At 64.5% G+C, this 13,627-nt stretch carries 15 protein-coding genes; 11 read left to right on the plus strand and 4 right to left on the minus strand.

Annotated elements, in window-relative coordinates; translation table 11 throughout:
- Positions 1-66: 66 nt before the first annotated feature.
- Positions 67-552: a thioesterase family protein gene (locus BI327_RS33050; RefSeq protein WP_089025681.1), complete on the plus strand. Its 486-nt coding sequence runs from the start codon at positions 67-69 to the stop codon at positions 550-552.
- A 181-nt stretch (positions 553-733) separates the two neighbouring features.
- On the opposite strand, the gene BI327_RS33055 is transcribed toward BI327_RS33050, so the two are convergent.
- Positions 734-907 carry a DUF1328 domain-containing protein gene (locus tag BI327_RS33055; RefSeq protein WP_076865883.1) on the minus strand — a complete coding sequence of 58 codons (174 nt, stop codon included), beginning with the start codon at positions 905-907 and terminating at the stop codon, positions 734-736.
- A 282-nt stretch (positions 908-1,189) separates the two neighbouring features.
- On the opposite strand from BI327_RS33055, the gene BI327_RS33060 reads away from it, so the two are divergent.
- The 7 genes from BI327_RS33060 (at position 1,190) to BI327_RS33090 (ending at position 7,280) form a co-directional block, all read left to right on the plus strand.
- On the plus strand, positions 1,190-3,727 hold the full coding sequence (locus tag BI327_RS33060; RefSeq protein ID WP_076865565.1) for an ATP-dependent helicase: 2,538 nt from the start codon (positions 1,190-1,192) through the stop codon (positions 3,725-3,727).
- Positions 3,728-3,804: 77 nt separating this feature from the next.
- Positions 3,805-4,218, plus strand: a complete 414-nt coding sequence (locus BI327_RS33065) for a hypothetical protein (protein WP_076865566.1) — start codon at positions 3,805-3,807, stop codon at positions 4,216-4,218.
- Positions 4,215-4,904, plus strand: a complete 690-nt coding sequence (locus tag BI327_RS33070) for an OmpA family protein (protein ID WP_076865567.1) — start codon at positions 4,215-4,217, stop codon at positions 4,902-4,904. Before BI327_RS33065 ends, BI327_RS33070 begins: the two co-directional genes overlap by 4 nt.
- Before the next feature lie 79 nt (positions 4,905-4,983).
- Positions 4,984-5,178: a type II toxin-antitoxin system HicA family toxin gene (locus tag BI327_RS33075; protein ID WP_076865568.1), complete on the plus strand. Its 195-nt coding sequence runs from the start codon at positions 4,984-4,986 to the stop codon at positions 5,176-5,178.
- A gap of 8 nt (positions 5,179-5,186) precedes the next feature.
- Positions 5,187-5,477, plus strand: a complete 291-nt coding sequence (locus tag BI327_RS33080; protein WP_076865884.1) for a type II toxin-antitoxin system HicB family antitoxin — start codon at positions 5,187-5,189, stop codon at positions 5,475-5,477.
- Positions 5,478-5,598: 121 nt separating this feature from the next.
- Positions 5,599-6,522, plus strand: a complete 924-nt coding sequence (locus BI327_RS33085) for an ABC transporter ATP-binding protein (protein WP_076865569.1) — start codon at positions 5,599-5,601, stop codon at positions 6,520-6,522.
- Positions 6,519-7,280 carry an ABC transporter permease gene (locus BI327_RS33090; protein WP_074128774.1) on the plus strand — a complete coding sequence of 254 codons (762 nt, stop codon included), beginning with the start codon at positions 6,519-6,521 and terminating at the stop codon, positions 7,278-7,280. Before BI327_RS33085 ends, BI327_RS33090 begins: the two co-directional genes overlap by 4 nt.
- 51 nt (positions 7,281-7,331) lie before the next feature.
- On the opposite strand, the gene BI327_RS33095 is transcribed toward BI327_RS33090, so the two are convergent.
- Positions 7,332-7,658 carry a hypothetical protein gene (locus BI327_RS33095; RefSeq protein ID WP_076865570.1) on the minus strand — a complete coding sequence of 109 codons (327 nt, stop codon included), beginning with the start codon at positions 7,656-7,658 and terminating at the stop codon, positions 7,332-7,334.
- Positions 7,659-7,943: 285 nt separating this feature from the next.
- Between BI327_RS33095 and BI327_RS33100 the strand changes: the two genes are divergently transcribed.
- Entirely contained in the window at positions 7,944-8,735 is a 792-nt protein-coding gene (locus tag BI327_RS33100; RefSeq protein ID WP_076865571.1) for a L,D-transpeptidase, read from the plus strand.
- A 259-nt stretch (positions 8,736-8,994) separates the two neighbouring features.
- On the plus strand, positions 8,995-9,864 hold the full coding sequence (locus tag BI327_RS33105) for an alpha/beta hydrolase (protein ID WP_245335005.1): 870 nt from the start codon (positions 8,995-8,997) through the stop codon (positions 9,862-9,864).
- A gap of 49 nt (positions 9,865-9,913) precedes the next feature.
- Here the strand turns inward: BI327_RS33105 and BI327_RS33110 are convergent, their stop codons facing one another.
- The gene (locus BI327_RS33110) at positions 9,914-10,471 is read right to left on the minus strand and encodes a DUF308 domain-containing protein (protein ID WP_076865572.1); all 558 of its coding nucleotides are present in this window, start codon (positions 10,469-10,471) and stop codon (positions 9,914-9,916) included.
- Positions 10,472-10,609: 138 nt separating this feature from the next.
- Between BI327_RS33110 and BI327_RS33115 the strand changes: the two genes are divergently transcribed.
- Complete coding sequence (locus BI327_RS33115) at positions 10,610-11,197, plus strand: TetR/AcrR family transcriptional regulator (protein ID WP_076865573.1); 588 nt, start codon at positions 10,610-10,612, stop codon at positions 11,195-11,197.
- A 12-nt stretch (positions 11,198-11,209) separates the two neighbouring features.
- Here the strand turns inward: BI327_RS33115 and BI327_RS33120 are convergent, their stop codons facing one another.
- A complete protein-coding gene (locus BI327_RS33120) occupies positions 11,210-13,474 on the minus strand; it encodes a spermidine synthase (RefSeq protein WP_076865574.1) in 2,265 nt (754 codons plus the stop codon).
- Positions 13,475-13,627 lie beyond the last annotated feature (153 nt).

The raw sequence follows: 13,627 nt of genomic DNA on the forward strand, positions 1-13,627 counted from the left end.
AGAAAAGTTCATGCTCGAACGCCAACGAACCAGGGATCGGAGATGACTTCAGTGACCGCCAGCGAGATGCCGCTCCCGCCTGCCCCGTTCAGATCGTCTGTGATGCAGATCGACCCGCAATGGATCGATTATAACGGCCATCTCAACATGGCCTACTACAATGTGATGTTCGACCGCGCCATCGACGAGATGTGGCTGCAGCTCGGCATCGGGCCGGCCTACATGAAGGCGCGGCACTGCTCGACCTTCACCGCCGAGTGCCACGTCCGCTATCTCAGGGAAATCCATCTCGGCGATCCCGTGCAGGTCTCGGTGTTCCTGCTCGGCGCCGACGAGAAGCGGCTGCATACATTCGAGGAGCTGCGCCACGCCACCGAAGGCTGGCTCTCGGCGACCTCGGAAAACCTCACGCTGCACATCGACATGGAGGCGCGCAAGGTGGCACCGTTTCCGCCCGACATCCGCGCCCGGGCGCAAGCGATCGTGAATAGCTACGCAGGCGTGACGCGCCCCGAGGGCATCGGCCGCAACGTGGCGATGCCCTCGAAGTGATTCACCCTTGGTTGTTGTTTGAGGGTATCTCGCCGCAACCTCATCACCTCTCCCATCGGGAGAGGTCGATTTGCGCAGCAAATCGGGTGAGGGGCTCAGGTCCCGCGAGAGAGCGTAACCCCTCACCCGCGCCTTCGGCGCGACCTCTCCCGATGGGAGAGGTTTCACGCTGCCGTCGCGGCTAAACCCTTGTGCGGCCGCGCGCCAATCCGACCACAGCCGTCACCAGGAACAGGATGATGGCGATAAAGAAGATCGCCTTGGCGATTTCGATCGAGGCGCCGGCGATGCCGCCGAAGCCTAAAACGCCCGCGATCAGGGCGATGACCAGAAATGTGACGACCCAGCTCAGCATGATCAAACCTCTCGCTTCGTTTCGTTGCGCGGACCCTCGGTCCAGCGCCGCACCTGTTGAAACAATCCTGCGGGGAAACGCGGGTTCCTGAGCGCGAAACCGCGAAATTTTCGCCGATTTCAGGAACCAAACTGGCTGCAGACTGCTGCCAAAACCGTGACTGCCGACGGGGATAAAACCTGTCAAAACGGCCGATCAGGCCCTATATGGCCTTCAATCCCTGTTAAGAAGGCTCCCCTTCACCGTCCCACGGTGCCATCGTGGGGCCAAGACGATTCGCCAATGACCGAGCCGAGCAAATTGCCCCATCACGGCGTTCCCGAGCACCAGCCGGTGGCTGGCGGCATCGCCGCGCGTGCGCGGGCGGCCGCCGGTCCGCAATATTTGCAAGGCCTCAATCCGGAGCAGCGCGACGCGGTCGAGACGCTCGACGGCCCCGTGCTGGTGCTGGCCGGCGCCGGCACCGGCAAGACGCGGGTGCTGACCACGCGCATCGCGCACATCTTGAGCCAGGGCCGCGCGCGGCCGCAGGAAATCCTGTCGGTGACCTTCACCAACAAGGCGGCGCGCGAGATGAAGCTGCGGCTCGGCCAGATGCTGGGCCAGGCGGTCGAGGGCATGCCGTGGCTCGGCACCTTCCACTCGATCGGCGGCCGCATCCTGCGCATCCATGCCGAGCTGGTGCAGCTCAAATCCAACTTCACGGTGCTCGACGTCGACGACCAGGTGCGACTGCTGAAGCAATTGCTGCAGGCCGAGAACATCGACGACAAGCGCTGGCCGGCGCGGATGCTGGCCGGCCTGATCGACAGCTGGAAGAATCGCGGGCTGTCGCCGTCGCAGGTGCCGGCGGGCGAAGCCGCCTCGTTCGGCAACGGCAAAGGCGGCAAGATCTACGCGACCTATCAGGAGCGGCTGAAGATCCTCAACGCCGCCGACTTCGGCGACCTGCTGCTCGAGAACATCCGCCTGTTCCGCGAAAACCCCGACGTGCTGCGGCAGTACCAGAACCGCTTCAAGTTCATCCTGGTCGACGAATATCAGGACACCAACGTCGCGCAGTATCTGTGGCTGCGTCTGCTGTCGCAGGCGCCGTCGCGGCCGGGCCTGCCGCTCTCGGCGGTGATTCCGGGACCGCTCGACACGGACGATGCGGCGGCCGAGCCGCCTGCCGCGCAGCCCGCGCCGTCGCCTGCGCTCGCGCCGCCGAAGAACATCTGCTGCGTCGGCGATGACGACCAGTCGATCTATGGCTGGCGCGGCGCCGAGGTCGACAACATCCTGCGCTTCGAGCACGACTTCCCCGGCGCCAAGGTGATCCGCCTCGAGCGCAATTATCGCTCCACCGGCCATATCCTGGCCGCGGCCTCGCATCTGATCGCGCACAATGAAGGCCGGCTCGGCAAGACGCTGCGCACCGAGGATGTCGACGGCGAGAAGGTCACCGTCACCGGCTCCTGGGATTCGGAAGAGGAGGCGCGCGCGATCGGCGAGGAGCTCGAGGAGCTGCAGCGATCGGGCGAAAATCTCAACGACGTCGCCATCCTGGTCCGCGCCTCGTTCCAGATGCGCGAGTTCGAAGACCGCTTCGTCACGCTCGGCCTGCCCTACCGCGTGATCGGCGGTCCCCGGTTCTATGAGCGCGCCGAAATCCGCGATGCGCTGGCCTATCTGCGCACCATCAATTCGCCGGCCGACGATCTCGCCTTCGAGCGCATCGTCAACGTGCCCAAACGGGGCCTCGGCGATGCCACCGTGCAGCTGCTGCACGACCACGCCCGCAAGCGCCGCATCCCGCTGTTCGAGGCGGCGCGCGCGGTAGTCGAGACCGACGAGCTGAAGCCGAAGGCGCGCGGGAGCTTGCGCGACCTCGTGATGCAGTTCGACCGCTGGCGCGCCCAACGCGAGGTGACTTCGCATACCGAGCTCGCCGAGATCGTGCTCGACGAGAGCGGCTATACGGAGATGTGGCAGAAGGACCGCTCGGCCGACGCCGCGGGCCGGCTCGACAACCTCAAGGAGCTGGTGCGGTCGATGGAGGAATTCGAGAACCTGCAAGGGTTTCTCGAACATATCTCGCTGGTGATGGACCGCGATGGCGAGGCCGGCGACGAGGCGGTGTCGCTGATGACGCTGCATTCGGCCAAGGGCCTGGAGTTCGACAACGTATTCCTGCCGGGCTGGGAGGAAGGCCTGTTCCCGAGCCAGCGCACGCTGGACGAACAGGGCCGCGCCGGGCTCGAGGAGGAGCGCCGCCTCGCCCATGTCGGGCTGACCCGCGCCCGCCGCCGCGCCAAGATCTATTTCGCCACCAACCGCCGCATCCATGGCACCTGGTCGACCACGATCCCGTCGCGCTTCCTCGACGAACTGCCGGCGCACAATGTCGAGATCACCGAATCCAAGGGCGGATCGGGCTGGGGCGGCAGCGGCGGCTACGGCGCCTCGCGCTTCGACAACCTCGAATCATTCGGCTCGAGCTATACGACCCCGGGCTGGCAGCGCGCCCAGGCCAACCGCAATCGCGGTGGCGGAAGCCGTAGCAGCGGATTCGAGGAGCGGCAGTCGTCGTTTACAGGCTCGCGGGGCGATGCCTCCTCGGACAGCTTCAATCGCAGCAAGCGCGGCCCCATGGTGATCGAGGGCGAGTTGGTGGCGAAGTCCACCGGCACGACGTCGGAATTTTCGCTGGATGATCGGGTGTTTCACCAGAAATTCGGCTACGGCCATGTGGTGAAGATCGACGGCAACAAGCTGACCATCGCCTTCGAAAAGGCGGGCGAGAAGAAGGTGGTCGACAGCTTTGTGGAGCGGGTGTGACACACCCGGCCTTGCTTGACGGCCTCCTCTGTTCGTAGCCCTTGACCCCAGTTGATTTCATGGGTTGAGATGGCCTCATGGTCCGGGGTGGGTTTTTCCTTTTTGTCGTCGCGCTCACTGCGCCGTCGCTGGCGGTCGCGGAGACGATCAGCTTTGGCGATTCGGCAGCCGCACTTGCCAAGGCCTGCGGCGCCGACATCACGGCCAACTGCCGCGGCGTCAATCTCGACTCCAACCGCCTCAAGGAATGCCTCTCGCGCAACCGCGACGTGATCTCGCCGCAGTGCAAGGAGAGCTATTTCTCCACCCTCGATGCGATCCAGAAGCGGATCGCGGCGCGCGTCACCGTTGCGAACGCCTGCACCCGCGAGATCGTCAAGGTCTGCGGCGGCTCGACCAAGGAGACCAGCAAGTCGGTGCCCTGCCTCGTCAGCGCCAAGGGCCTCAGCCGCAATTGCGCCCAGGCGATCAATGACGCGGGGTATCAATGATGCGGCTGTCGCGGCGAGGCTTGCGCGATCTTGACCTTTTGGGCCTGCTCGGCACGCTGCTTCTGCTGGCGATGCCGCTCGCGCCGGCGCATGCGCAGACCGCCGTCACGCGCGACGACGTCATCGCCAAGCTCAATCATTTCGAGACCGACGCCGAGATCGACGTTCCCGCGCTGCGCCAGCAGGTGGCCGAACGATCGAAGTCGCGCGCGAAGAACGAGCCGCCGCCGTCGAAGCGGCCGCCGATCGCCCCCGACCTCACCAAGCTGCCGACGTTCAATGCCGACATCGCGTTCGACGTCGACACGCCGATCGTGCTGCCGGATTCCTACCAGACCGTCGGGCGCATCGCCGACGCGCTGACGCACTCCTCGCTGCTGCCCTACACCTTCCTGATCGTCGGTCACATCGAATCGACCGGACGGCGCGAGAACAACGTGATCCTTAGCCAGCGTCGGGCCGACGCGATCCGCGACATCCTGGTCAACACCTTCAAGATCACGCCGAAGCGCCTGCAATCGGTCGGGCTCGGCGAGGAGCAATTGCTCGACCCCGCCCGCCCCAACGCGCCGGTCAACAACCAGGTGCAGATCATGCTGGTCGCGAAGGTCGCCGACAGCGCGCCGCCCGCGCACCCCGCCCCCGCGGCGGCCAAGAAGCCGCCGAAATCAATGAAGAAGCGCTAGAGCACGCCTGACCCCGCTCACTTAACGCGGTGCGAATCACGACCATAGTGTCTGGATCGCTTGGTTCTCGGAAATCCTCATGTTGACCAACAGCCGCGACATCATTCGGCGCCTCGAGCGGGAGGGATGGAGCCTCGTCCGGGTTGCCGGTTCTCACCATGTCTTCAAGAATCCACGGTCCGGCGAAACGCTGGTCGTTCCGCACCCCAAGAAGGACTTGGGAAAAGGCCTGGTGCGTGCCATTTATAAGGGGGCGGGCTGGAAACCCGATTGAGGCACACCTTGACCCATTACGTCGCCATCATCGAGGACGCCGGACCGGACTACGCCGTAGGCGTCTGGTTTCCGGACCTGCCCGGCTGCACGTCCGCCGGCGATGATATCGACGAGGCGTTGCGCAATGCCCCCGAGGCGCTGGAGCTCTATGCCGAGGGCCTGAGGGACGATGGACAGGAACTGCCCCGTCCCCGGACATTGACCGAACTGAAGGCAGACCCTGAGGTCGCTGACGACCTGAAGACCTACATGGTCGCACTGGTCGAACTGCCCGTCAGAGCGCACGCCGCAGAATAAATTTCCGCGCCGCGGGGTGATTGCGGAACGTATCTAGCGTCCCTATCTCGGCTGAACCCGCATCACGCGCCCGCCCGGGCCCAAATCCGCGCGCGCCCCTCCCTCACGCTTCCGATCCCAGATGTCGCCGATCATTTCCGTATCCAATCTTTCAAAGACCTATGGCTCCGGTTTCAAGGCGCTGAAGGGCATCAATCTCGATATCGCCAAGGGCGAGATCTTCGCGCTGCTCGGTCCGAACGGCGCCGGCAAGACCACGCTGATCAGCATCATCTGCGGCATCGCCAATCCGAGCGAGGGCCGCATTGCGATCGGCGGGCACGACATCATCAAGGACTACCGCGCGGCGCGGTCGATGATCGGGCTGGTTCCGCAGGAACTGCACACCGACGCGTTCGAATCGGTCTGGGCGACCGTCAGCTTCAGCCGCGGCCTGTTCGGCAAGCCGAAGAATCCCGCCCATATCGAGAAGGTGCTGAAGGACCTCTCGCTGTGGGACAAGAAGGACAACAAGATCATCACGCTGTCCGGCGGCATGAAGCGCCGCGTGATGATCGCCAAGGCGCTGTCGCACGAGCCGCAGATCCTGTTCCTCGACGAGCCCACCGCCGGCGTCGACGTCGAATTGCGCAAGGGCATGTGGGAGGTGGTCCGCACGCTGCAGGCGGCCGGCGTCACCATCATCCTGACCACGCACTACATCGAAGAAGCCGAGGAGATGGCCGACCGCATCGGCGTCATCAACAAGGGCGAGATCATCCTGATCGAGGACAAGGCGACGTTGATGCAGAAGCTCGGCAAGAAGGAGCTGACGCTGCAACTGCAGAGCAAGCTCGATGCCATTCCTGCTGTGCTGGCCGCCTACAATCTCGAACTGTCCAGCGACGGCCGCACGGTGACCTACGACTACGACACCAAGGGTGATCGCACCGGCATTACCAGCCTGCTCAACGATCTGCGCAATGCCGGCATCCGGATCTCCGATCTCGATACCAGGCAATCGTCCCTCGAAGACATCTTCGTCAGCCTCGTGAGGGCGCCATGAACTATCGCGCAATCCGGGCCATCTATCTGTTCGAAATGGCGCGCACCTGGCGCACGTTGCTGCAGAGCATCGTCTCGCCCGTGGTATCGACGTCGCTGTATTTCGTAGTGTTCGGCGCCGCGATCGGCTCGCGCATCACCGAGGTCGAGGGCGTCAGCTACGGCACCTTCATCGTGCCCGGGCTCGTGATGCTGTCGGTCTTGACGCAGAGCATCTCCAACGCCTCGTTCGGCATCTACTTCCCGAAATTCGCCGGCACCATCTACGAGATCCTGTCGGCCCCGATCTCGTATTTCGAGATCGTCATCGGCTATGTCGGCGCCGCCGCGACCAAGTCGATCATCCTCGGCCTGATCATCCTGGCGACGGCCGGACTTTTTGTACCTCTGCATATCCAGCATCCGGTGTGGATGCTGACTTTCCTGGTGCTCACCGCCGTCACCTTCAGCCTGTTCGGCTTCATCATCGGCATCTGGGCCGACGGCTTCGAGAAGCTGCAGATGATCCCGATGCTGGTGGTGACGCCGCTCACTTTCCTCGGCGGCAGCTTCTACTCGGTGAACATGCTGCCGTCCGGCTGGCGCACCATCACGCTGTTCAATCCGGTGGTCTATCTGATCTCCGGCTTCCGCTGGAGCTTCTACGAGATCGCCGATGTCAGCGTCGGGCTCAGCCTCGGCATGACCGCGGCCTTTTTGGTCGCCTGCATGGTGATCGTGGCCTGGATTTTCCGGACCGGCTACCGGCTGAAGAACTGACTAAGCAATCATTCGGGGCGCGTCGCGGCGCGCCCCGAATGACGATTCCAATCAATAGCAATGGAAATGGCCGTGGCGGTAATAGCCGCGGCAACGGTGGCCACGGCGGTAGCCGCGATCCGGGATGCCGAACACGCCCTTGACCGCGCCCATGGCGCCGCCGACGCCAGCACCCACCGCGCCGCCGACCACGCCACCCACCGGACCGGCAACCCGGTTGCCCTCATAGGCGCCCTCATGCGCGCCACGGACGATGCCCTGGGCATGACCGGCATGGGGGACTGCCACCAGCGCCAAAGCGAGAGCTGCGGCAGCAAGCAGGGGCCGCGCGGAAAGGCCGGCTGGGACGACGGCCGCGGTCTTAACCGTGTTGTTCATCTGGATTCCTTGATGCGCGACGCGAGTGCGGCGCTGGGCGGGATTGTAAAACGCCCGTGCGGCCAAATGGTTGCGTATCGGCGGCGAATTGGGGCCATGGTCGCGGCCCGCTCGCGAAAATGTCAGCCCAGCGTGACATGCGAGCCCGGCTTCGGCCTTGTTTGCGCCGCGTGCGGGATTAACGATGCATGGGGTCCCCGACTGGAACCAAATTCGGATTCCGTGCATATTGGTTGCGGGGACGGAGAGCCGCTGCTGCGATTGGGCCCGGAGGCCAAAGGTAAAATGCGTTCGTTCCTCATTGCGTTCACGTCCGTGATGCTGTTCACCGCCGGCGCCGCGCAGGCCAAGGTCGATATCACCATCGACAAGGACAACCAGCAGATGACCGTCGCGGTCGACGGTGTCGCGCGCTATCACTGGCCGGTCTCGACCGGCATCCCCTCGCGCGAAACGCCGAACGGCAGCTTCCGCGCTTTCCGCATGGAAGAGGATCACTACTCCAAGGAATTCGACGACGCGCCGATGCCACATTCGATCTTCTTCACCAAGATCGGACACGCGATTCACGGCACCGACTCGGTCAGCCGCCTCGGCACGCCGGCCTCGCATGGCTGCGTGCGGCTGTCGCGCGACAACGCGACCACGCTCTACGCTCTGGTCCAGAAGGAAGGCGTGCTCAACACCACGGTGACGCTGACCGGCTCATCCCAGGTCGCGCTGGCGCGCAATCCGCGTGGCCGCAATGGCACCGCGGTCGCCCGCCGCGCGCCGCAGCAGGACGAGCAGTACGGCACCGCCGCCGCCGGCGACCCCATGGTCCTGACACCGCAGCCGCGCGAATATCCCGCGCAGGCCCGTGCCGACGACGGCTATATCTATCCGGCCGACGGCAGCTCCACCGCGCAGCGCTACCCGGCGCCGCCCTCGAGCCGTCGCGTCTACGACGCGCAGGCCTATGGCCAGCAGCAGTATTACGGCAACCAGGGCTACGCGCCGGCGCCGCAGGGCTACTATCAGCCGCGGCCGTACTACCAGCAGCAGCGCGACTTCTACGGCAACAGCTATCAGAACTGAGACGCCTGCTCTCCTGATCCACTGACGGCGCCACAGCCCGCGCGCCGTCAGTTCACGCTCCCCTCACCCGCTTGTGACCGCCGCAAAACGCCCGCGCCGCCCTGCGCCGTGGCCCGTCGTCGTGTCGTCATCTGATTGTAAAATTGGCCCGATATTCGGCGGCAACAGCGCCCGCCTGGCCTCTGGAGGCCGATTCACGCGGAATGCCCGTGACATCATGGCCGGAGCGCGCGCCACGTAGGCAAGATCAGAGGTCAAAATGAAACGGGGCATCATTGTCCTTTGCCTGTGCATCGTGACGATGGCCGGCTATTTCACGACGGACAGATGGGCCATCCGTCACACCACGCTGACGTTCCATGACGTTCTGCGCGGCGACCGCAACGTCACGGTCGAGGTGGCGGTCCGTCGCGACCGGCAAATGCAGGCCATGGCCGAGATGATCGAGCTGCCGGTCGCGATCCTGAGCCACGGCAACACGGTCAAGAACACCGAGTACTCGTTCCTCACCAACGTCTTCGCGTCACGCGGCTACCTCGTGATCAGCATCCAGCATGATCTCGACACCGATGCGCCGATGGTGACCAGGGTCGGCGAGGAATATGTCGGCCGCCGCATGCAATACAATCGCGGCGTCTTCAACATCATGTATGCGATCGACGAGCTCAAGAAGCTCTATCCGAACGCGAACTATCGCCAGCTGACCTTGATCGGCCATTCCAACGGCGGCGACATCTCGATGTTCTTCGCCAAGCAGCATCCCGACCTGGTCAAGAAGGTCGTGACGCTGGACAATCTGCGCGTCCCCTTCATCACCGACGGCAAGATCAAGATTCTCTCGTTCCGCTCCAGGGATCCGGTGTTCAAGGCCGATCCGGGCGTCGTGCCCGACGACGAGACCTGCGCGCGGCTCGGCATCAAGGTGGTGCGGACCGAATTCCATCACAACGACCTCAGCGACCGCGGCCCGGACAGCGCGAAGGCGTCGATCCAGGCCGGGGTGGAGCAATTCCTCGACGAGGACGCCGGCGAAACCACGCCGACGATGCCGCTGCTCGCCGCCTCAAGCCCGGACAAGCCGACGGCGGCGACCACCTCGGCGAACGCAGCGCCGCCGGAACAGAAATAGCTATCGCGTTGGAGTCGAGCTGGCGCTCTCCGACGCAGCCAGCCAACACCTACGCACGTGCGTGGCGACGGGCTGTCGCAACCAGCCAGATCGCGGACAGCAGGAAGTAGAATGCGCCGAATCCTGCATAGGGAGCGACGTCCAGAATGGTCGGCGCCACGGTGCCTAGCGATCGGCTGATCATGTAGCCGCCGGCGAGTGCCGACTGCGCGCCGCTCAGGATCATCGCCCATTGCGCGCCATAGTCACGCCAGCGTCTGGCGCCGGTGACCAATTGCAGCACGCCCGACAGGATCGCCCAAACTCCGAATACCGCGAGAACGGCATAGCTGCTGTGGCCCACCGCCGCGATCACGGCGAGCGCGGTTATAGCGCTGACCACGGCATTCAAGGTCTGGGATGGATTGGCGATCAGCCCGCCGTTGACCCGGGCGTCGGCCAGATTGGCGACGCCGTCCCATGCCGGGTAGATCACGAGCAGAAACGCGGCGGGGCCGGCTTGCGCGCTGAACAGGACGGCGGCGGCAACCCAGGCGATCGAGAAGATGGCGCGCCCGAGATAATAGGATCGCAGCCAGGCGGACTGGGTCGAAAGGTGGCTTTGCATTGACAGACTCCCTATTTGTCTTCCTACTAGTAGGTAGACAGAAGTTTCGAGTCAATTGGTGCCTGGACACGTCCTTGTGTGAGACGACGAAGGCCTTGATATGCCTTAGCAATTTACCTACTGGAAGGTAGGGCTGACATGAATGCGATGATTTCGACTTCCGAAAAAATTCTCGACGTCGCGCAGTCCCTCATCGTTGCGGGGGGCTACAACGGCTTCAGCTATGCCGACATCTCGGATGCGATCGGCATCCGGAAGGCGAGCATCCACCATCATTTCCCGACCAAGGCCGAGCTGGTTGCGGCGCTGGTGGATCGCTACAGGCAGCAGACCGAGCTGGGCCTGAAGGCGCTCCGGGAGCAGTCCGCAAGCCCGGCCGATCAACTGCAGGCTTACGTGAACTTCTGGCAGGCGTGCATTCAGGACGCCACGCTGCCGTTCTGTGTGTGCGCGATGCTTGCCGGCGAGACGCCGATGCTGCCGGAAGAGGTCGCATCCCGCGTCCGCGCCCATTTCCATCATCTCGCGGGATGGCTGACGTCGGTGCTGCGGGCCGGCGCGGAGCAGCAATTGATCCGGCTGGACAAGCGGCCGGATGACGAGGCCCAGATGCTGATGGCATCGGTCCATGGCGCAATGCTCTCCGCGAGAGCCTTCGGCGACCCCGGAATGTTTGCCGCAATCGTCAAGCCGCAGATCGCCAGGCTGCTGGTAGCGAACCGCTAGAGACGGCCGGCGCTACTGCTCGCCGTCGCGCAAGCGCCGGTAGACCGCACCCAGCACGTTCGAATAATCGTCGGTCCAGACCCGCTGCTTCTCGTCGGCTTCGGTTTCGGTCCAGACATCAGACGATGCGAGCTTGCCGACGTCCTCCTCCTCGCGCGCGGAGACCACGACCGAGGTCGAGAAGATGTACTCGTTGTCGCGGCCGGAATCCTCGCTGTAGACCCAGCTCTTCATGTCGTTGGCATCGGCAATGCCGACCACGACGCTGGCCAGTTCGAGATGGCGATTGGAGACGTGCATCACGACCGCGCCCTGCGGCGCCAGCTTCTCCTTGTAGATCGCCATCGCCTCTTCGGTCGCAAGATGGATCGGGATCGCGTCCGACGAATAGGCGTCGACGATGATGAGATCGTAGACGCCGTCCGGCTCCTTGGCGAAGGTCAGCCGCGCGTCGCCGATCACAGGCTTGAGGTTCGGTTCGCAGTTCTGGATGTAGGTGAAGTATTTCGGGTCGCGCGCGGTGTCGACCATCGACTGGTCGATCTCGAAGAAGCGCCAGTCCTCGCCAGGGGCCGATGCGCACGTCAGCGTCCCCGAACCGAGCCCGATGACAGCCACTTTCAGCGGCGCGCCCTTGCGCTCGCGGATCGCCGTGATCGCCTGCCCGATGCCGCCGTCCTTGTGATAATAACTGATCGGCTCCGGTTTTCCGGTGACCGGCGTGCCGTCGTCGTTCTTGAACTTCTCGGCACCGTGGATCGTGGTGCCATGCATCAGCACGTGATACTGCCCGTTCGGCGTCACCACGATCTTGTGCACGCCGAAGAAGCTGCGGACGGTTTCGACGCGGCCATCGTCGGACGGATAGGCGCGCAGTACCACCAACGCGACGACGACGGTGGCGAAGATCTTCCAGCGATTGGCATTCAGCGCGAGCGCGAGCAGCGCCGAGAGCACGCCGACGGCGCCGATCACCCATACCCGATGGTCGTCGAACCAGTTGAAGATGTCGCCCGCCGAATAGCTCGGCGCGATCAGCGCCACCGCCAGCACCGCGAGGAACGGCCAGTACCAGGCGCTCCAGCGCGGCAGCCGCTCCGCGCCGCCGGGCGGACGGCACAGCGCCGCGAGCGCCAGCAGGATCGGATATTCGGCGATCCATGAGAACGTGAACGGCGCTATCAGTCCCGCGAACAGGCCGCCGACCATGCCGCCGAACGACAGCGCGACGTAGAAGCCGGTGAGATATTTCGCAGCCGGGCGGGTGCGTGCGAGCTCGCCATGACAGGCCATCGCGATGATGAAGAAGCAGAGCTGATGGCCGCCGAGCGTCAGCAGCAGGTTCTGCTCGCCGCCGACCGCGAGCAGGATCACGACACCGGCAATCGCCAGCGGCTGTGCCAGCAGCATCCATTTGTGCGGCAGCAGCGGCCGCGACTGGAACACCAGCACCCAGGTCAGGAGATACAGCGACAGCGGCAGCACCCAGAGCAGCGGAGCCGCCGCGACGTCGGTCGAGATATGCGCCGTCACCGCGATCAGGAGGCCGGACGGCACCGCGGCGAGGAAGATCCAGCGCGCCCGCAAGCCCCACGACGGCGCCGGCGCGTTGGCGTCGTCGACCTGCATGTTGAGTACGCCGGCACTGGCCGGCGATCGCAACAGCAGCACGCCGCAACCGGCAATCAGAATGATCAAGAGACCATAGCCGGCGGTCCAGATCAGGTTCTGGGTGCGCAACGTGAACATCGGCTCGAGCAGCACCGGATAGGACAACAGCGCGAGGAAGCTGCCGATATTCGAGGACGCATAGAGGAAATACGGATCGGGGCCGTTGGGGTGGCCGGTGCGCACGAACCAGGCCTGCAGCAGCGGGTTGTTGGCGGCGAGCGCGAAGAACGGCAGCCCGATCGAGACCGCGAACAGGCCGAGCAGCCAGAGCGCGTAGCCCGAATTCGGCGGCTCGCCCCAGCCGCTCCTGATCGACAGCGGCAATGTCACGAGCGCGACGACGAGCAGAACCAGATGCACCGCAACCGGCGCGACACGGCGCTTCAGCTTCATCAGGAGATGCGCATAGGCGTAGCCGCCGAGCAGCAGCGACTGGAAGAACACCATTGCCACCGACCACACCGCCGGCGAGCCGCCGAGCCGCGGCAGCACCATCTTGGTGAACAGCGGCTGCACCGAGAACAGCAGCAGGGCGCTGACGAAGATCGCGGCGGTGTAGACAACCAGCACCAGCCGGTTTCGCGAGGCGGACGGCTCAGATGTCATGAAAGCTCCGGCATGGACCCGGCGGGCGCCGGAGGCGGACGGTCCGGCGGCGGCACACCGGAGGACTTGAATTGAGCATACGGCAGTATCACGGACAAGAAACCGCGGTCACGTGGACTTGACGACGCGGCGCGGCGGCGCCACAGCACATTG

The organism is Bradyrhizobium mercantei (assembly GCF_001982635.1).
GTDB lineage: Bacteria > Pseudomonadota > Alphaproteobacteria > Rhizobiales > Xanthobacteraceae > Bradyrhizobium > Bradyrhizobium mercantei.